The organism is Pseudomonas sp. p99-361 (genome assembly GCF_003935475.1).
GTDB lineage: Bacteria > Pseudomonadota > Gammaproteobacteria > Pseudomonadales > Pseudomonadaceae > Aquipseudomonas > Aquipseudomonas juntendi.
In genome coordinates this window covers 1-17,538 of record NZ_RHQO01000011.1, presented here as the reverse complement: position 1 = coordinate 17,538, position 17,538 = coordinate 1, and the positions used below count along the sequence as shown (strand labels likewise).

16 protein-coding genes, 2 tRNA genes and 2 pseudogenes are annotated in these 17,538 nt (G+C 59.1%); 16 read left to right on the top strand and 4 right to left on the bottom strand.

Features of this window, described 5'->3' with window-relative positions; genetic code table 11:
• Window positions 1–33: 33 nt before the first annotated feature.
• The 8 genes and pseudogenes from EGJ22_RS07315 to EGJ22_RS07280 all read left to right on the top strand — a co-directional run bounded on the left by EGJ22_RS07315 (window position 34) and on the right by EGJ22_RS07280 (window position 4,264).
• Entirely contained in the window at window positions 34–522 is a 489-nt protein-coding gene (locus EGJ22_RS07315; protein ID WP_029885899.1) for a type VI secretion system tube protein Hcp, read from the top strand.
• A 9-nt stretch (window positions 523–531) separates the two neighbouring features.
• Window positions 532–1,503: a hypothetical protein gene (locus EGJ22_RS07310; RefSeq protein ID WP_029885898.1), complete on the top strand. Its 972-nt coding sequence runs from the start codon at window positions 532–534 to the stop codon at window positions 1,501–1,503.
• Window positions 1,500–1,874 (top strand): hypothetical protein, encoded by a 375-nt coding sequence (locus tag EGJ22_RS07305; protein ID WP_009681296.1) that lies wholly within the window; start codon window positions 1,500–1,502, stop codon window positions 1,872–1,874. The genes EGJ22_RS07310 and EGJ22_RS07305 overlap by 4 nt, the downstream gene beginning before the upstream one ends.
• Window positions 1,875–2,104: 230 nt before the next feature.
• Window positions 2,105–2,479 (top strand): hypothetical protein, encoded by a 375-nt coding sequence (locus EGJ22_RS07300; protein ID WP_009681295.1) that lies wholly within the window; start codon window positions 2,105–2,107, stop codon window positions 2,477–2,479.
• A 107-nt stretch (window positions 2,480–2,586) separates the two neighbouring features.
• A pseudogene (locus EGJ22_RS07295) lies at window positions 2,587–2,913 on the top strand (Hcp family type VI secretion system effector); the annotation flags it as partial.
• A gap of 9 nt (window positions 2,914–2,922) precedes the next feature.
• A pseudogene (locus tag EGJ22_RS07290) lies at window positions 2,923–3,276 on the top strand (hypothetical protein); the annotation flags it as partial.
• 80 nt (window positions 3,277–3,356) lie between these two features.
• On the top strand, window positions 3,357–3,734 hold the full coding sequence (locus EGJ22_RS07285) for a hypothetical protein (RefSeq protein ID WP_104148211.1): 378 nt from the start codon (window positions 3,357–3,359) through the stop codon (window positions 3,732–3,734).
• 155 nt (window positions 3,735–3,889) lie between these two features.
• Window positions 3,890–4,264 carry a hypothetical protein gene (locus EGJ22_RS07280; RefSeq protein WP_033690019.1) on the top strand — a complete coding sequence of 125 codons (375 nt, stop codon included), beginning with the start codon at window positions 3,890–3,892 and terminating at the stop codon, window positions 4,262–4,264.
• 64 nt (window positions 4,265–4,328) lie between these two features.
• On the opposite strand, the gene EGJ22_RS07275 is transcribed toward EGJ22_RS07280, so the two are convergent.
• From EGJ22_RS07275 to EGJ22_RS07260, 4 genes are all read right to left on the bottom strand, one after another.
• Window positions 4,329–5,894 (bottom strand): iron ABC transporter permease, encoded by a 1,566-nt coding sequence (locus EGJ22_RS07275; protein WP_029885896.1) that lies wholly within the window; start codon window positions 5,892–5,894, stop codon window positions 4,329–4,331.
• Window positions 5,894–6,907: an extracellular solute-binding protein gene (locus EGJ22_RS07270; RefSeq protein WP_009681291.1), complete on the bottom strand. Its 1,014-nt coding sequence runs from the start codon at window positions 6,905–6,907 to the stop codon at window positions 5,894–5,896. Before EGJ22_RS07270 ends, EGJ22_RS07275 begins: the two co-directional genes overlap by 1 nt.
• Window positions 6,908–7,079: 172 nt before the next feature.
• Window positions 7,080–7,166: transfer RNA gene (locus EGJ22_RS07265), tRNA-Leu, on the bottom strand.
• Between the two features lie 87 nt (window positions 7,167–7,253).
• Window positions 7,254–7,340: transfer RNA gene (locus EGJ22_RS07260), tRNA-Leu, on the bottom strand.
• A 272-nt stretch (window positions 7,341–7,612) separates the two neighbouring features.
• On the opposite strand from EGJ22_RS07260, the gene rnr reads away from it, so the two are divergent.
• The 8 genes from rnr (at window position 7,613) to EGJ22_RS07220 (ending at window position 17,416) form a co-directional block, all read left to right on the top strand.
• Window positions 7,613–10,192, top strand: coding sequence for a ribonuclease R (gene rnr / locus EGJ22_RS07255; protein ID WP_029887884.1), 2,580 nt, complete (start codon window positions 7,613–7,615; stop codon window positions 10,190–10,192).
• On the top strand, window positions 10,189–10,935 hold the full coding sequence (rlmB, locus tag EGJ22_RS07250) for a 23S rRNA (guanosine(2251)-2'-O)-methyltransferase RlmB (protein WP_029887883.1): 747 nt from the start codon (window positions 10,189–10,191) through the stop codon (window positions 10,933–10,935). The genes rnr and rlmB overlap by 4 nt, the downstream gene beginning before the upstream one ends.
• Window positions 10,936–11,243: 308 nt before the next feature.
• Entirely contained in the window at window positions 11,244–11,669 is a 426-nt protein-coding gene (rpsF, locus tag EGJ22_RS07245) for a 30S ribosomal protein S6 (protein ID WP_003249557.1), read from the top strand.
• Between the two features lie 28 nt (window positions 11,670–11,697).
• Window positions 11,698–11,928, top strand: coding sequence for a 30S ribosomal protein S18 (gene rpsR, locus EGJ22_RS07240; RefSeq protein ID WP_003249563.1), 231 nt, complete (start codon window positions 11,698–11,700; stop codon window positions 11,926–11,928).
• Window positions 11,929–11,961: 33 nt separating this feature from the next.
• Window positions 11,962–12,825, top strand: coding sequence for a hypothetical protein (locus EGJ22_RS07235; protein WP_029887882.1), 864 nt, complete (start codon window positions 11,962–11,964; stop codon window positions 12,823–12,825).
• A 20-nt stretch (window positions 12,826–12,845) separates the two neighbouring features.
• Window positions 12,846–13,292 (top strand): 50S ribosomal protein L9, encoded by a 447-nt coding sequence (rplI, locus tag EGJ22_RS07230; RefSeq protein WP_003249568.1) that lies wholly within the window; start codon window positions 12,846–12,848, stop codon window positions 13,290–13,292.
• Window positions 13,293–13,405: 113 nt separating this feature from the next.
• Window positions 13,406–14,803 (top strand): replicative DNA helicase, encoded by a 1,398-nt coding sequence (gene dnaB, locus EGJ22_RS07225; RefSeq protein WP_009681285.1) that lies wholly within the window; start codon window positions 13,406–13,408, stop codon window positions 14,801–14,803.
• 309 nt (window positions 14,804–15,112) lie between these two features.
• Complete coding sequence (locus EGJ22_RS07220; protein ID WP_029887881.1) at window positions 15,113–17,416, top strand: YgiQ family radical SAM protein; 2,304 nt, start codon at window positions 15,113–15,115, stop codon at window positions 17,414–17,416.
• Window positions 17,417–17,538: the final 122 nt, after the last annotated feature.

Sequence of the window (17,538 nt, the reverse complement as noted above, 5' to 3'; positions counted from 1 at the left end):
TATCAGCCCAATTTTTACCAAGGAGAGGTAAGCATGGCTTTCGATGCCTATATTCAAATCGCGGAAATCACTGGCGAAGCACTGGACGAGCAGTACGCCAACTGGATCGAAATCATCGGCTACAAGTTCGGTGCCAATCAGAGCACCTCTGCCACCGCAAGCTCAGCGGGTGGCGCATCATCAGGCCGCACCACACTCACCAACTTTACCTTCACCAAATACCTGGACAGTGCTAGCTGCAAGCTGCTGGAGGCTAGCTGTGCCGGGCAGCACCTGAAGGAAGTGAAGCTAGTGGTGTGCCGTGCCGGTACCGAAAAGCTCAAGTACTACGAAGTCGTTCTCGAAGAAGTGATCATCGCCGATTACGCCCAGAGCGCCAGCGCCGGGGTGCCGATAGAAGTGATTCAATTGAACTACGGCCGCATCAAGACCACCTATACGCGGCAGAAACGCCGCGACGGCAGCGCGGGCGGCAACGTGACCGGCGGCTGGGACCGCATCGCCAACAAGAAGTATGCGTGAGGTGCGACCATGTCCGAGGCACGCAGCTTTATCAATCCTCAGGCGCAATCGTATGAGTCGCTGAAGGCTGACACGCCCATGTCGGCCAATCAGCGGGCCAAGTTTGATGTGCTGAATGCACATATCGCCAATGGTGTGGTGTTCCCTGGCGAGCTTGTAATCTTGGGTGACCCAAGCACTCCGACCTGCACCAGTCATGAAGCTTTCCTCATGGGGAAGGCGGCTGGAATACACCTGGACATTGAGTTGGGCGGAGGGGGAATTGATGGATTCCTACTGGAGAACTATGAGTTGCTGCAGAGTTTGCTGGTCCGTGCTTCCATAGGCGCAGGCGTAGCCAGTGACGCCTGGAGTAAGCACGTCGAAGCTATCAAGAAAACGCTTGAAGAGATTGAGCAGCTTCATAGAGAGTATTTGAATCACGGTACGTTGAAAGAGCGTAATGATTTTTATGCGATGCGCACAGCTTTGTTTCTGAAGTTGGAGGCGCAATTGGATGGCATGGCCGCATATGGGTCAGGGTTGCGAAGCAGGGGCAAGATCAAGAGGGCGCTTGGTATATCTACAAAAAGTTTTTTGCATACTGGCGAAATTAGCGGTTACTCAGAAAAGATAGCGGGTGTGGCGAGGGCCGCTAGTTGGATTAAAAAGGGGACGTATGTGGGCATGGCGCTGGATTTGGCGTCAACGGAGTTATCGATTCGTCAAGCTTGCATGCTCGGTCGAGAGGATGATTGTCGAAGAGTTAAGTATATCGAGCGAAGTTCATTGGCCGCTAGCTGGGGGATTGGAGGTGCGATTGGATATGTTGGGGCAGCATTGGGCCCAATGGTCTGTGTTGCGGTCGGTATTCCCACGGGAGGAACGGCAACTATCGCGTGCGCAGTGCTGGGGGGGGCCGCTGGTGGTATGGCTGGTGGGGCGCTAGGAAAAATGGGAGGCGAGACTTTGGGTGAGATTTTTTATGAGGCCGTACGATGAATAGCCAGCAGGTGGCTGTGCTCGGTGTTTTTTTGATTATTTCACCCTTCTTGATGTTCGCTGTACTGGCCTTTGTTGCGCATCGATGCTTGGGTCGTATCGAATCATACTTGTCGAATAGTCGCATGGTGGTCGTTAATAGGGAGATGTACGGCAGCTCTGGCCTGTTTGGAAGGGTCATGCGCCTCGGCTCAATTTCAGCAATGTTAACAATGAGATCCTTTAGCGTTCGTAAAGGAATGTTAGATGGCGAAGACGTCCGCAAGACTCCAGTCGATCTGAAGAAATTGTTAGTGCGTTTATGGGTTGCTCAGATTCTACTAATTACACTGATCGTACTATTTTTTACTTGGCTGCTGTATTGGCAATAGCCCATAGCCCATAGCCCTTTGGCATTGGGGTTGGGTGGAGGGAGCATAGGAGGCTCTGTGGGGAGTTTCCTTGCTACTGCTGGCTGTACTTTTGTGTTGGGAGTTACCACGGGGCCTGGTGCGCTTGCCTGCGCAGTCTTGGGAGGGGCGATGGGTAGTGTCGTTTGTGGGAATATTGGAGCAGAAGGAGGTGAAGTTATTGGTGAGTATTTGTATCGGAGGGTGGCGGAATGAGTATTGAGCCAGCGCTGGTATGGATGTCCATCTTAGGGCCGGGTTGCCTGGCTATGTTGGTACTGATATACGTGGCTCACAAGCATACTGATGGGATTGAAGCGTTATTGATTAACTCCAAGTACATTGGAAATATGAAAATTACTTTTTCCGGGGCGGGCTTGATTGGGAAGGTTTTACGGACGTGCGTCATTGGAGGCGTACTGATGTTCCCGGGCCCCTATGCCCGCAGGGGGCTAGTCGATTTGAGCGAGGTCGAGCGTTTCCCCGTGGGGATGAAGCGGATCATTGTAGGTGGGGTGTTAATCCTCATTATCTGTTTTTCGATGATGGTCGCATTCCGAGCATGGACGTACCTGAGTTTGCAGTAAATCCAAATTAGTTGCTATGGGAATCAGATAGCGTGAAGTCTGATGGTGGTCCAGGCTGACCAACAGCCTGGACTTGATTTCAAGCTTTGTTCGAGTAAATCTGCGTACTCAGCAATTTCACCTTCACCAAGTATCTGGACAGAGCCAGCTGCAAGCTGCTCGAGGCCAGCTGTGCCGGCCAGCACCTGAAGGAAGTGAAGCTAGTGGTGTGCCGTGCCGGTACCGAAAAGCTCAAGTACTACGAAGTCGTTCTCGAAGAAGTGATCATCGCCGATTACGCCCAGAGCGCCAGCGCCGGGGTGCCGATAGAAGTGATTCAATTGAACTACGGCCGCATCAAGACAACCTACACCCGGCAGAAACGTCTCGATGGCAGCGCCGGCGGTAATGTCACTGGGGGTTGGGACCGCATCAACAACAAGAAGTACGCGTGAGGTGCGACCATGTCCGAGGCACGCAGCTTTATCAATCCTCAGGCGCAATCGTATGAGTCGCTGAAGGCTGGCACGCCCATGTCGGCCAATCAGCGGGCCAAGTTTGATGTGCTGAATGCACATATCGCCAATGGTGTGGTTGTCGGCGGGGAGCTTGTGATTGTTGGTGATCCCAGCACGCCCATGTGCACAGGTCATGAAGCACTCTTGATGGCGAAGGCGGCGGGAATACATCATCAGCTTGAGATTAACGGCGCAGGGGTAGATGACTTTCTTCTGGATAACTACGAGTTTTTGAAAAGCCTGCTCGCCCATGCTTCCATGGGAGCTGGCGCTGTGAGCGACGGCTGGAGCAGATACCTTGCTGTTGGTGGTGCTATAGGCGGTACGGCCGTAGGTGATATCGGTGAGATGGTTGGTGAGTTGTTATATGAGGTGCCGCAATGACTAGCTTCGACACGAGGTGGTTAGGTCTTCCTTTGATGGTAGCTATGTTTATAGTCATATTTGTGTGGATTTATATTTCAGTTCGTTATGTAAATTACATAGAATCGTTACTTTCTAATAGTTCAATGGTTTCGGGTGACAAAAGGATTTTTAGCTCCGCCGGCTTGCTAGGTAAAGTGATGCGTACCGGTTCGGCGTCCGTCATGTTGTCGATGAGGGCGATTTGTATTCGTAAAGGCCTTCTGGATCGTCAGGATGTAAAGAGGTTTCCTGGTGGTTTGCGGCGTATGCTAGTTGGCTTGTGGTTTGTTCATGTGGCTGTTTTTTTATCGCTCATTGGTCTTTGGGTGTGGTTGAAATTGGTAGGCTATTAGTAGTTTTCGGCTGGAGCCTGCGGTGAGCAGAAGCGAGCTGTCTTCATCGTTAAATTTGTAAGGAATTTCGCACAATAGTCTTGGTTAGTTACCTACTAGTGCAGTGCCAGGCACCGGGGTATAGTGTCAGCCGGGCCTGAAGGAAGAGCGCGAGAATGAGTGCCGTAGCTTTGACGATAATCGCGTCTATCCTGCTCGCTTGTATGGCAATCAGCGTGTGTGTGATGGTTTACTTAGCTTGTCGATCTATAGAGGCTATCGAAAAAGCTTTAGCGAAATGCAAGTATATTCAGAGTAACAGGGAAAACTTTTCAGCGGCTGGTCTTGTTGGAAAATTAATGCGTACTTGCCTGGCGGCAAATATGCTGATGATTCCAGGGTTGTTTGTTCGAAAAGGTGTGGCAGATGTTTCAGATCTCGAGAATTTTCCAAGGCCTATTAAAAGAGTTTTGTTGCCGTCTTGGATGGGGCTTGTAGTGTCGACGACCTTGTTCTTTGCTTTCAACTGGCTGGTGGGAGTTTTAAAGTGAACTTGTGATGAAGTCTCAAGTACTCAGGCTTGTGCCCAGGCCACATGGCAGCCTGGGCAAGCTTTCAAGCCTTGTTCAGATACATCCGCGTAGTCAGCAAATACACCGGCAACCCCGACACCACAATCAGCAATGCCGCATAAGGCGCCGCCGCCGCGAACTCGACGTTTGCCGTATGCGCCCACACCTCGGTCGCCAGGGTGGTCATGCCGGTCGGGCTGAGCAGCAGCGTTGCCGTAAGCTCTTTCATGGCATCCAGGAACACCAGGGCAAACGCTGCCGCCATGGCCGGGAAGATAATCGGCAGGGTCACCCGGCAGAACGCGGCAAAACTGCTCGCACCCAGCGTACGCGCAGCTTCTTCCAGCGTTGGCGAAGCCTTGTTCAGCGCGGTGCGCACCGGCGATTGCGCCAACGGCAGGAACAGCAGTGCATAGGCCAGCAGCAACAGCGCCGTGGTCTGGTACAGCGCCGGCACATAGTGCAAGGCGAAGAACACCAGGGTCAGGGCGATCACCAGGCCGGGCAGGGCGTGCAGCAGGTACGGCAGGCGCTCGGCCCAGATCGCCAGGCGGCCTTTGTAGCGCACCACCAGGAAGCTGATCGGCAGCGCCAACAGCACGCAGAAGCCGGCACCGCCAAGTGACACCGACAGTGAGGTGAACAGCGCCTTGGAAATGGCCGACACCGGGAATGCCGCTGACGAACCTACGCCAAGCCAGTAGCCGAGCATCGCCAGGGGAATGCCGCTGCCCAGCACTGCCAGGCCCAGGCAGAACAGCTGCGCCGGCACCGCCCAACCACGCAGCCGCACCGGTTGTGCACGGCGTGCCACGCCCTGGCCGATGCGTACATGGCGGGCCTTGCCGCGCACGCGCAGCTCCAGCCACAGCATCACCAGGCACATCGCCAACAGGACGGCAGACAACATGGCCGCGTTGGCGTTGCTGAACTCCAGTTCGAACTGCTGGTAAATCGCCGTGGTGAAGGTTTGCAGGCCGAGAATCGACAGCGCACCGAACTCCACCAGCATGTGCAGGGCAATCAGCAGGGCACCGCCAAGCATCGATGGCCACAGCAGGGGCAGGGTCACCTTGGTGAATACGCCCCAGCGGCTACAACCCAGGGTGCGCGCCGACTCCTCCAGGGAGGTGTCGAGATTGCGCAGGGTCGCGGCCACCGGCAGGAACACCAGCGGGTACTTGGACAGGGCCATGACCATGATCGCCCCGCCCAACCCTTCGAAGTCCGAGCTCAGCGATACCCAGGTGAAGCTGCTGACGAACGACGGTACGGCAAACGGCAGGCACAGCACCACCCCCCACAGCCGGCGACCGGCTAGGTTGCTGCGCTCCAGCAGCCAGGCCAGCGCCAGGCCGACCACCATGCAGGTCAGCGTTACACCGACCATCAGCAGCAGGGTATTGCGCATCAGCCCCCAGACAAAGGGCCGCCACAGCAGGTACAGGGCTTCGTGCCAGCCGGCTTCCCAGGCTTTGATCGCCACATAGGCCAAAGGCAGCAAGCTCATCGCCACCAGAAACAGCACAGGCAGCACGACCCAGATCGAAGGGCGCTTGCGGCGCGGTACGAAGCGTACCGGCAGCGGGGTGGACAGGGCGGCGGTCATCAGAGCAGGCCGACCTCGCGTTCCAGCTCGATGGCTTCTTCGGCATTACCCAGGTCAGCTGGCGAAATCTTCGGCGGGCGCAGTTCATCGAACGGTTTCAGGCCGCGGTCCGAAACCATGCCTTTGTGCAATGGGTACTCCGCGGTGGTCTGGGTGATCACGCGCTGGCCCTCTTCGCTGGCCATCCAGTTGAGCAGGGCCTGGGCCTCTTTCGGGTGCTTGCTGGCCTTCACGGCCGCGGCGCCCGAGATGGTCACCAGATTGCCGGCGTCGCCGTCGGCCAGGTAGTACAGTTTCGAATCGAGCTTGCCGCGCTCACGCTCCAGGGCGTACCAGTAATAGTTGTTCACCAGTACGGCAGCCACTTCGCCTTTTTCCACGGCCTTCAGCGCGACCATGTTGTTGGTGTAGGTCTTGCCGAAGGCCTTCAGGCCGGTCAGCCATTCTTCGGTGGCTTCACGCCCGTGCATCTTCAGGATGGCAACGGCCTGCTCCTGGAACGCACCGCTGGTCGGTACATAGCCTACGCGCCCTTCCCAGTCAGGGTTGGCGAAGTCCATGACGGTGGTCGGCAGGTCTTTCTCGTCGATCTTCTTCGGGTTGTAGACCACCACGCGGGTGCGCGCGGTAACGCCCATCCAGGTGCCGTTGGCAGCCACATATTCCTTGGGCAGCATGTTCAGCGTGGCGTCGTCGATCTTCGCCAGCAGGCCCAGCTCGCCCAGGTTGTTCAGCGGTGGCGATTCTTCGGTGTAGATGATGTCGGCCGGCGAGCGATCGCCTTCCTCAATGATCTGGCTGGCCAGCTGGTTGCTGCTGCCTTTACGGATATTGATGTGGATACCGGTCTTGGCCTCGTAGGCCTTGGCGATGGCTTCGCCGATTTCCTTGTGCTGACCGTTGTACATGGTCAGGGTGACCGGTGCGTCAGCCATGGCGGCCGGAGCGCCGATGACCAGGCTCAGCACGGCGGCGGCCAAGGTACGCATCAGCGGTTGCGGGCGGATCGTCATGCGGGTACTTCCTCGCTTACGGCAACATATTTGGAAACAATGGTAAACGAAATCGTTTCTCATGTGGCCGGGTGACGATAAATTCATCGTCAGACCATGGTGCAAGGGGTGGGGGAGGGTACAAAAACCGCAGGCAAGAAAAAACCCACTAGCAAGCTAGTGGGTTTTTGTATGGTGCCCAGGAGAAGACTCGAACTTCCACGACCGTTAAGTCACTGATACCTGAAACCAGCGCGTCTACCAATTCCGCCACCTGGGCAAAGCTTTACATCATCTGGAGAAGGCGACTATCGTTCGCTTTCACACAGTAGTAACAGATCCTTGGTCATCTGTTACTTGAAATACTTGGTGCCCAGGAGAAGACTCGAACTTCCACGACCTTGCGGTCACTGATACCTGAAACCAGCGCGTCTACCAATTCCGCCACCTGGGCACACATTCGAGATTATTTGGTGCTTTACAGCGCCGCTAATCTCTATTACAACTTCGGGCTAGTCCGTCGTTGTGGTGCGCACTATACGGGCGGCTTGGGGGGCTGTAAACCCCCTTGGCAAAAAAAAATTCAAAAATTTCAACTTGTTGATTCCACTGGCCTATTCCTGCTGTTTACGCACTGCAGCGGGGGCTGTCCAAGGCCGACATTTCCGGTTTCAATACGCCTATGCCAGAATTCCTATCTATATACCCCAAGGTGAACCCCTTCTGATGGCCGATTGGCAATCCCTCGATCCCGAGGCCGCTCGCGAAGCGGAAAAATACGATAACCCCATTCCCAGCCGTGAGCTGATCCTGCAACGCCTTGCCGACCGTGGCGAGCCCGCCGCACGCGAGGAGCTGGCGAAAGAATTTGGTCTGTATGAAGAAGACCAGATCGAAGCCTTGCGCCGCCGTCTGCGTGCCATGGAGCGCGATGGCCAGCTTATCTATACCCGGCGCGGCACTTATGCCCCGGTAGACAAGCTGGACCTGATCTGCGGCCGCGTCTCTGGCCACCGCGACGGCTTCGGTTTCCTTATTCCAGATGACGGCAGCGAAGACCTGTTCCTCAGCCCGTCGCAGATGCGCCTGGTGTTCGACGGTGACCGCGGCCTGGCGCGCGTGTCCGGCGTGGACCGCCGCGGCCGTCGCGAAGGCGTGCTGGTCGAGGTCATCTCCCGCGCCCACGAGAGCGTGGTCGGCCGCTACTTCGAAGAAGGCGGCATCGGCTACGTGACCCCCGACAACCCCAAGATCCAGCAAGAAGTGCTGGTGACTGCGGGGCGCAACGGTGGCGCCAAGATCGGCCAGTTCGTCGAGATCAAGATCACCCATTGGCCTACCCCGCGCTTCCAGCCGCAAGGCGACGTGGTGGAGGTCATTGGCAACTACATGGCCCCCGGCATGGAAATCGACGTTGCCCTGCGCAGCTACGATATCCCCCATGTGTGGCCCAAGGACGTGATCAAGGAAGCGCGCAAGTTCCGCTCTGAAGTCGAAGACAAGGACAAAGAGAAGCGCATCGACCTGCGTCACCTGCCGTTCGTCACCATCGACGGTGAAGACGCCCGCGACTTCGACGACGCCGTGTATTGCGAGCCGCTGGGCAAGCTGCGCCTGTTCTCCGGTGGCTGGCGCCTGTATGTGGCCATTGCCGACGTGTCCAGCTATGTACGCCTGGGTTCGGCCCTGGACGTCGAAGCGCAGCAGCGCGGCAACTCGGTGTACTTCCCCGAGCGCGTGGTGCCGATGCTCCCCGAGGAGCTGTCCAACGGCCTGTGCTCGCTGAACCCGCATGTTGATCGCCTGGCCATGGTCTGCGAAATGACCATGAACAAGGCCGGCCAGATGGTCGACTATCAGTTCTACGAAGGCGTTATCCACTCCCACGCCCGCCTGACCTACAACAAGGTCAGCAGCATGCTCGAGCACTCGCGCACCCGTGAAGGCAAGGCGCTGCGCGAAGAGTACAAGGCGGTCGTGCCAGACCTGAAGAACCTGTACAACCTGTACAAGGTGCTGGTGGAGGCGCGTCACACCCGTGGCGCCATCGACTTCGAGACCCAGGAAACCCGCATCATCTTCGGTGACGAGCGCAAGATCGCGGAAATCCGCCCGACCGTGCGCAACGATGCCCACAAGCTGATCGAAGAGTGCATGCTGGCTGCCAACGTGGCCACTGCCGAGTTCCTGCAGAAGCACGGCGTGCCAGCCCTGTACCGTGTGCACGACGGCCCGCCGCCGGAGCGCCTGGAAAAACTGCGCGCCTTCCTTGGCGAACTGGGCCTCAGCCTGCACAAAGGCAAGGACCCGTCGCCGAAGGATTACCAGGCCCTGCTGGCGAGCATCGCCGGGCGCCCGGACTTCCACCTGATCCAGACGGTGATGCTGCGCTCGCTGAGCCAGGCCGTGTACAGCACCGAGAACAATGGCCACTTCGGCCTCAACTACGAGGCTTACACCCACTTCACCTCGCCGATCCGCCGTTACCCGGACCTGCTGGTGCACCGCGCCATTCGCAGCATCATCCGCTCCAAGGTCGACACCCCGCACGTCAAGCGGGCTGGTGCCATGAGCATTCCCAAGGCGCGCATCTACCCGTACGACGAGAACACCCTCGAGCAACTGGGTGAGCAGTGCTCGATGACCGAGCGCCGGGCCGACGAAGCCACCCGCGACGTGGTCAACTGGCTCAAGTGCGAGTTCATGAAAGACCGCGTGGGCGAGACCTTCCCGGGTGTGATCACCGCCGTGACCGGCTTCGGCCTGTTCGTCGAGTTGACCGACATCTACGTGGAAGGCCTGGTGCACGTCAGTGCGCTGCCGGGCGACTACTACCACTTCGACCCGGTGCACCACCGCCTGTCCGGCGAGCGCACCGGGCGCAGTTTCCGCCTGGGCGACACCATCGAAGTGAAGGTCATGCGGGTAGACCTGGACGAGCGCAAGATCGACTTCGAAGTGGCCCAGTCGACCCTGGCGGCACCTATCGGTCGCAAGCAGCGCGGCGCCGCGCCAGCAGCTGACCAGGCCGAGCAGCCGCCGCTGAGCGAGGCGAAGGCCACGCCAAAGCCGCGCAGCCGCAAAAGCGAGGCTGCCGAAGCCTACTTCCCGAAAGACGCGGTGCAGCGTAATGCCGAAGTGCGCAAGAGCCGCGAGATGAAAAAGGCGCTGATGAGCGAGGCGCGCACGGGCGGCCACGCCAGCAGTAAGTCGGACAAAGGTGGCAAGGCCACCGGCAAACCGACCAAGCACCGTAAAGGCCCACCGAAGTCCGGTGCGCCACGCAAGAGCAAGAGCAAGTCATGAGTCAGCTGGAAAAGATCTACGGCGTGCACGCCGTGCAGGCATTGCTGCAGCACCATCCGAAGCGGGTCAAGCAGATCTGGCTGTCGGAAGGGCGCAGCGAGCCACGCCTGCAGGCGCTGTTGGCCCTGGCCGCGGAAAACCGCGTGGCGGTTGGCCAGGCCGAGCGCCGCGAAATGGATGCCTGGGTCGAGGGTGTGCACCAGGGCGTTGTCGCCGAGGTCAGCCCTAGCCAGGTGTGGGGCGAACTGATGCTCGAAGAGTTGCTCGAGCGCACGGAAACCCCGCCGCTGATCCTGGTGCTGGACGGTGTGACCGACCCGCACAACCTTGGCGCCTGCCTGCGTACTGCCGATGCGGCCGGCGCCACGGCAGTGATCGTGCCCAAGGACAAGTCGGCCACCCTGACCCCGGTGGTGCGCAAGGTGGCCTGCGGCGCTGCCGAGGTCATTCCGCTGGTGGCTGTCACCAACCTGGCGCGTACGCTGGAGAAATTGCAGCAACGTGGCCTGTGGGTGGTCGGCACCGCGGGTGAGGCCGAGCAGGAGATCTACCAGCAAGACCTGACCGGGCCGCTGGTGATGATCATGGGCGCTGAAGGCAAGGGCATGCGCCGCCTCACCCGTGAACATTGCGACTTCCTGGTGAAGTTGCCGATGAGCGGCAGCGTCAGCAGCCTTAACGTGTCGGTCGCCACGGGCGTGTGCCTGTTTGAGGCCGTGCGTCAGCGCCAGGCCAAGCGCTGATCTTAAGCCTGTAACGGCCCCTTCGCGGGCATGCCCGCTCCCACAGGTTCGCTGCTGCCTCTGGCAACGCAGCTTTCCTGTGGGGGGCGGGCGTGCCCGCGAAGGGGGCTTGACGCCATGTGAATATGTTTCAGGCTGTTCAAATATTCGCCAATTGCCTTGCTTGTGCGCAACGCCTTCTCTACAATTGCGCCCCTTGCCGAGCTGGCAGGCGCTCATGTGCCTCCCCTCCGTGCAAGACATACAGTGTCATTCACTCCTTGTCTGACCAGATTCACTGGCAGACTACTAACCCGTAAGGAGCATTCATGCGTCATTACGAAATCATCTTCCTGGTTCACCCGGACCAGAGCGAACAAGTCGGCGGCATGGTTGAGCGTTACACCAAGCTGATCGAAGAAGATGGTGGCAAAATCCACCGCCTGGAAGACTGGGGCCGTCGTCAACTGGCCTACGCAATCAACAATGTTCACAAGGCTCACTATGTGATGCTGAACGTTGAGTGCACCGGCAAGGCCCTGGCCGAGCTGGAAGACAACTTCCGCTACAACGATGCCGTGATCCGTAACCTGGTCATCCGTCGTGACGAAGCCGTTACCGGCCAGTCCGAGATGCTGAAGGCTGAAGAGAACCGCAGCGAGCGCCGTGAGCGTCGCGAGCGTCCTGAGCATGCTGACTCCGCCGAAGGCGACGACAGCAATGACAGCGACTCCAGCGATAACGCTGACGAGTAATCCACGGACCTTTAGAGGAGCCTATTAAATGGCACGTTTCTTCCGTCGTCGTAAATTCTGCCGCTTCACTGCTGAAGACGTGAAAGAGATCGACTTCAAAGATCTCAACACCCTGAAAGCTTACGTATCCGAAACCGGCAAGATCGTTCCAAGCCGTATCACCGGTACCAAAGCTCGTTATCAGCGTCAGCTGGCTACCGCTATCAAGCGCGCCCGCTTCCTGGCCCTGCTGCCCTACACCGACAGCCACGGCCGCTGAGACCGGGTCGTCGACAAGCAGTAAGGGATTAGCATGCGAGCGTTAGCAAGTTTCATCATGCGCGGTCGTATGCAGGCCACCCTGGTGGTGGTCATCAGCGCGGTACTGCCGCTGCTGTTCTGGTTGAGTGCCGCTGCCGGCAGCCTTGTGCTGCTGCGGCGTGGGTTCAGGGATGCTACATCGGTCATCGTCGGCGGCTTGCTCGCCGGGCTGGCTGTGTGGGTCATGGGCGATCCCATCACCTTTCTGGTGATTGCGGGTGCCCTGGCCTTGGCCGCCATGTTGCGTGCCGAGCATCCCTGGAGCCGGGTGTTGCTCGCCAGTGCCGTGTTCGCCGTGGCTTTCAGCCTCGTGCTTGATCTGGCGCTGGCGCAGACCTTCGATATGCTGGCCAAGGCGTTTGCCGAAGCCATGCCGAAAATCGAAGGGGAGCCCGTGCTCTCCGGTGAGCTGATCCGCCCTGTGCTGGTCGCCTCCACAGCAGTGACGGTGCAATTGTTCAGTGTGCTGGCGTTGATGCTGGCGCGCTATTGGCAAGCAGCGTTGTACAACCCTGGAGGCTTCGGTCGCGAGTTTCGCGAGCTGAAGTTGCCGAAACAGACCATGGCGGTCTTGGTGGCAGTGATGGTGGTGGCGCCGTTTATCGGTCCGCAGTTCATCATTCTGGCATCGGCTTCCAGCCTGGTACTGGTGCTGGCCGGCATCGCGTTGATGCACGGGCTGGTGGCACAGGGGCGACTGGCCGGTTTCTGGCTGGTGGGCATGTACGTGACGTTGCCGCTGATCATGCAGCTGATTTATCCGTTGCTGGTGGTCTTGGCCATTGTCGACAGCCTGATTGATTTTCGCGGTCGCAAGTCCCCCAAGGGGAATGACTCCGCGAACGGTGAAGGTTAAAAGTTAAGAGGTTTTACCAAATGGAACTGATCCTGCTGGAAAAAGTCGCTAACCTGGGCAACCTGGGCGACAAAGTAAAAGTTAAGGCTGGTTACGGCCGTAACTTCCTGCTGCCATTCGGCAAGGCCACCGTTGCCAACGCCGCCAACCTGGCTGCGTTCGAAGAGCGTCGTGCCGAGCTGGAAAAAGCAGCCGCTGACAAGAAAGCTTCGGCTGAAAGCCGCGCTGCCCAACTGGCCGAGCTGGAAGTGACCATCACTGCCACCGCTGGCGACGAAGGCAAGCTGTTCGGTTCGATCGGCACCCACGACATCGCTGACGCCCTGACCGCCTCTGGCGTTGAAGTGGCCAAAGCTGAAGTTCGTCTGCCGAACGGCACTATCCGTCAGGTTGGCGAATACGACGTAGCTGTGCACCTGCACAGCGACGTTGAAGCCACTGTACGTGTGGTTGTCGTAGCTGCCTAAGCTGCGCTGACTGGCTGGCTCCCTGCGAGCCAGGCAGTTAACATCGGGCACGGTCCTGTTTTCTACAGGCCGTGCCCTTTGTCTTTTTCGTCCTCCAGAATTCTTTCGTGGCCATGAACGAGATCACCACTTCCGAACAGCTAGACCTGCAAACCGCAGCCCTCAAGGTGCCGCCGCATTCCATCGAGGCCGAACAGGCCGTGCTCGGTGGCCTGATGCTGGACAACAACGCCTGGGAGCGGGTGCTGGATCAGGTATCGGACGGCGATTTCTATCGGCATGACCACCGCCTGATCTTCCGTGCCGTGCACAAGTTGGCCGACGCCAACCAGCCATTCGACGTGGTTACCCTGCACGAGCAACTGGACAAGGAAGGCCTGTCTTCGCAAGTTGGCGGCCTGGCGTACCTGGCAGAACTGGCCAAGAACACGCCGTCGGTGGCGAACATCAAGGCTTATGCCGCGATCATTCGCGAGCGCGCCACGTTGCGCCAGCTGATCAGCATCAGTACCGACATCGCCGACAACGCCTTCAACCCGCAAGGGCGCAACGCCGAAGAAATCCTCGACGATGCCGAGCGGCAGATTTTCCAGATTGCCGAGGCCCGGCCGAAAACCGGTGGCCCGGTGGGGGTCAACGAGCTGTTGACCATGGCCATCGACCGTATCGACACCTTGTTCAACTCCGACAGCGACATTACCGGTGTATCCACGGGCTTTACCGACCTGGACGAGAAGACCAGCGGCCTGCAGGCGGCCGACTTGATCATCGTTGCTGGCCGCCCGTCGATGGGCAAGACCACCTTTGCCATGAACCTGGTGGAAAACGCCGTACTGCGTACCGACAAGGCCGTGCTGGTGTTCTCGCTGGAAATGCCAGGTGAGTCGCTGATCATGCGTATGCTGTCGTCGCTGGGCCGCATCGACCAGACCAAGGTCCGTTCCGGCCAGCTGGACGACGATGACTGGCCGCGGTTGACTTCGGCGGTGAACCTGCTCAACGATCGCAAGTTGTTCATCGACGACACCGCGGGCATCAGCCCCTCGGAAATGCGCGCGCGCACCCGCCGCCTGGCCCGTGAACACGGCGAAATCGCCATGATCATGGTCGATTACCTGCAGCTGATGCAGATTCCGGGTTCGGCCGGTGATAACCGCACCAACGAAATTTCCGAGATTTCCCGCTCGCTCAAAGCCTTGGCAAAGGAATTCAACTGCCCCGTCATCGCCCTGTCGCAGCTGAACCGCTCGCTGGAACAACGCCCGAACAAGCGCCCGGTGAACTCCGACTTGCGTGAGTCCGGTGCAATCGAGCAGGACGCCGACGTGATCATGTTCGTGTACCGCGACGAGGTGTACCACCCCGAGACCGAGCACAAGGGCGTGGCGGAAATCATCATCGGTAAACAGCGTAACGGCCCGATCGGCTTTGTCCGTTTGGCGTTTATCGGCAAGTACACCCGCTTCGAAAACCTCGCGCCGGGCATGTACAACTTCGATGATGATGAATAACTCACTGTAGGAGCGGCCTTGCGTCGCGATGGGCTGCGCAGCAGCCCCCACACTGTTTGCATTTGCACTGAAATCCTGGGGCTGCTGCGCAGCCCATCGCGACGCAAGGCCGCTCCTACAAGGTGTGCGGTGCGCCCGCTGGCCAAGGCGCTGAAAATGTTGCGGTGAACACCTGGCACCCTTACAACCCCCAAGTCAGCCAACCGTCACCCCACCCACCAATCCCCCACGAATCCAGTCGGATTTGGTCAAAATTTGTGCTATATTTCGCGCCCGCGATTTTCCTGCACACCAGAACCGGTCACTGACATGCAAGCAGCCAAACCACTCTACGACTATCCCAAGTACTGGGCCGAATGCTTCGGGCCAGCACCTTTCCTGCCAATGAGCAGGGAGGAGATGGATCTGCTCGGCTGGGATTCCTGCGACATCATCATCGTGACCGGGGATGCCTACGTCGATCACCCCTCGTTCGGCATGGCCATCATCGGCCGGCTACTGGAAGCCCAGGGTTTCCGCGTGGGCATCATTGCCCAGCCGAACTGGCAGTCCAAAGACGACTTCATGAAGCTCGGCGAGCCCAACCTGTTCTTCGGCGTGGCCGCCGGCAACATGGACTCGATGATCAATCGCTATACCGCGGACAAGAAAATCCGTTCCGACGACGCCTACACCCCGGGCGGCCTCGCCGGTAGCCGACCAGACCGCGCCAGCCTGGTGTACAGCCAGCGCTGCAAGGAAGCCTATAAGCATGTGCCGATCGTACTCGGCGGCATCGAGGCATCGTTGCGTCGCATTGCCCACTACGACTACTGGCAGGACAAGGTTCGCCATTCGATCCTGATCGACGCCAGCGCCGACATCCTGCTGTTCGGCAACGCCGAGCGGGCGGTGGTCGAGGTGGCCCAGCGCCTGTCCAGTGGCGAAAGCATCGAAAGCATCACCGACGTGCGCGGCACCGCCTTCGTGCGCCGTGACACGCCGCAGGGCTGGTACGAAATCGACTCGACCCGCATCGACCGCCCAGGCCGTGTCGACAAGATCATCAACCCCTACGTGAACACCCAGGACACCCAGGCCTGTGCCATCGAGCAGGCCAAGGGCGACCAGGAAGACCCGAACGAAGCCAAGGTAGTACAGATTCTCGACAGCCCGGCGGTCACGCGGGAAAAGTCGGTCATCCGCCTGCCATCGTTCGAGAAGGTGCGTAACGACCCGGTGCTCTATGCCCACGCCAACCGCGTGCTGCACCTGGAGACCAACCCGGGCAACGCCCGTGCACTGGTGCAGAAACACGGTGACGTGGACGTGTGGTTCAACCCGCCACCCATTCCGATGAGCACCGAGGAAATGGACTACGTGTTCGGCATGCCTTACGCCCGTGTACCGCACCCGGCGTACGGCAAGGCGCGTATCCCGGCCTACGAGATGATCCGTTTCTCGGTCAACATCATGCGTGGCTGCTTCGGCGGCTGCACCTTCTGCTCGATCACCGAGCACGAAGGCCGCATCATCCAGAACCGCTCGCACGAGTCGATCCTGCACGAAATCGAAGAGATGCGTGACAAGGTGCCAGGCTTCACCGGCGTGGTGTCCGACCTTGGCGGGCCGACTGCGAACATGTATCGCATCGCGTGCAAGAGCCACGACATCGAAAAGCACTGCCGCAAGCCCTCGTGCGTGTTCCCTGGCATCTGCGAGAACCTCAACACCGACCACAGTTCGCTGATCGAGCTGTACCGCAAGGCTCGCGCCCTGCCAGGGGTGAAGAAGATCCTGATTGCCTCGGGCCTGCGCTACGACCTGGCCGTGGAGTCGCCGGAATACGTCAAGGAGCTGGTCACCCACCACGTAGGTGGCTACCTGAAGATTGCCCCGGAGCACACCGAGCGTGGCCCGCTGGACAAGATGATGAAGCCGGGCATTGGTACCTATGACCGCTTCAAGCGCATGTTCGAGAAATTCTCGAAAGAAGCGGGTAAAGAGCAGTACCTGATCCCGTACTTCATTGCCGCGCACCCGGGTACCACCGACGAAGACATGATGAACCTGGCGCTATGGCTCAAGGGCAATGGGTTCCGTGCCGACCAGGTACAGGCGTTCTACCCGTCGCCGATGGCCTCGGCCACCGCCATGTACCACTCGGGCAAGAACCCGCTGCGCAAGGTGACCTACAAGAGCGAAGGTGTGGAAATCGTCAAGAGTGACGAGCAGCGCCGTCTGCACAAGGCATTCTTGCGCTACCACGACCCGAAAGGCTGGCCAATGCTGCGCGAAGCGCTGCAGCGCATGGGCCGCGCCGACCTGATCGGGCCTGGCAAGCACCAGTTGATTCCGGCGCACCAGCCGCAGACCGACAGCTACCAGAGCGCGCGCCGCAAGAACTCGACCCCGTCGGGCAGCCACAAAGTGGGCAAGGATCAGAAAATCCTGACCCAGCACACGGGCCTGCCACCGCGTGGCAGCGATGGCAGCAAGCCGTGGGACAAGCGCGAAAAGGCCAAGGCCGAAGCGTTTGCGCGTAATCAGCAGGCGGCCAAGGAGCGCAAGGAAGCGGGCAAGGGTGGTGGCGGCAAGGGCAAGAAGCCGCGCCAGCCAGTCATTCCGCGCTGATTTCGGGGGCCGCCTTGCGGCCCAATCGCCGGCAAGCCAGCTCCTACGGGGATCGCATCAGGGCTGACAGGTGTTTGCCACAAGGTATGCAGCGCCTGTTAGAGCGAGCGCCGCCCGCGCGG

What these genes read in the sequence shown, in the direction of transcription:
- EGJ22_RS07280 (WP_033690019.1), top strand. Translation starts at nt 3,890, where the DNA reads ATGAGTGCCGTAGCTTTGACGATAATCGCGTCTATCCTGCTCGCTTGT.
- dnaB (WP_009681285.1), top strand. Translation starts at nt 13,406, where the DNA reads ATGAACGAGATCACCACTTCCGAACAGCTAGACCTGCAAACCGCAGCC.
- EGJ22_RS07235 (WP_029887882.1), top strand. Translation starts at nt 11,962, where the DNA reads ATGCGAGCGTTAGCAAGTTTCATCATGCGCGGTCGTATGCAGGCCACC.
- EGJ22_RS07285 (WP_104148211.1), top strand. Translation starts at nt 3,357, where the DNA reads ATGACTAGCTTCGACACGAGGTGGTTAGGTCTTCCTTTGATGGTAGCT.
- EGJ22_RS07275 (WP_029885896.1), bottom strand. Translation starts at nt 5,894, where the DNA reads ATGACCGCCGCCCTGTCCACCCCGCTGCCGGTACGCTTCGTACCGCGC.
- EGJ22_RS07310 (WP_029885898.1), top strand. Translation starts at nt 532, where the DNA reads ATGTCCGAGGCACGCAGCTTTATCAATCCTCAGGCGCAATCGTATGAG.
- rnr (WP_029887884.1), top strand. Translation starts at nt 7,613, where the DNA reads ATGGCCGATTGGCAATCCCTCGATCCCGAGGCCGCTCGCGAAGCGGAA.
- EGJ22_RS07270 (WP_009681291.1), bottom strand. Translation starts at nt 6,907, where the DNA reads ATGACGATCCGCCCGCAACCGCTGATGCGTACCTTGGCCGCCGCCGTG.
- EGJ22_RS07315 (WP_029885899.1), top strand. Translation starts at nt 34, where the DNA reads ATGGCTTTCGATGCCTATATTCAAATCGCGGAAATCACTGGCGAAGCA.
- rpsF (WP_003249557.1), top strand. Translation starts at nt 11,244, where the DNA reads ATGCGTCATTACGAAATCATCTTCCTGGTTCACCCGGACCAGAGCGAA.
- EGJ22_RS07305 (WP_009681296.1), top strand. Translation starts at nt 1,500, where the DNA reads ATGAATAGCCAGCAGGTGGCTGTGCTCGGTGTTTTTTTGATTATTTCA.
- EGJ22_RS07220 (WP_029887881.1), top strand. Translation starts at nt 15,113, where the DNA reads ATGCAAGCAGCCAAACCACTCTACGACTATCCCAAGTACTGGGCCGAA.
- rplI (WP_003249568.1), top strand. Translation starts at nt 12,846, where the DNA reads ATGGAACTGATCCTGCTGGAAAAAGTCGCTAACCTGGGCAACCTGGGC.
- EGJ22_RS07300 (WP_009681295.1), top strand. Translation starts at nt 2,105, where the DNA reads ATGAGTATTGAGCCAGCGCTGGTATGGATGTCCATCTTAGGGCCGGGT.
- rlmB (WP_029887883.1), top strand. Translation starts at nt 10,189, where the DNA reads ATGAGTCAGCTGGAAAAGATCTACGGCGTGCACGCCGTGCAGGCATTG.
- rpsR (WP_003249563.1), top strand. Translation starts at nt 11,698, where the DNA reads ATGGCACGTTTCTTCCGTCGTCGTAAATTCTGCCGCTTCACTGCTGAA.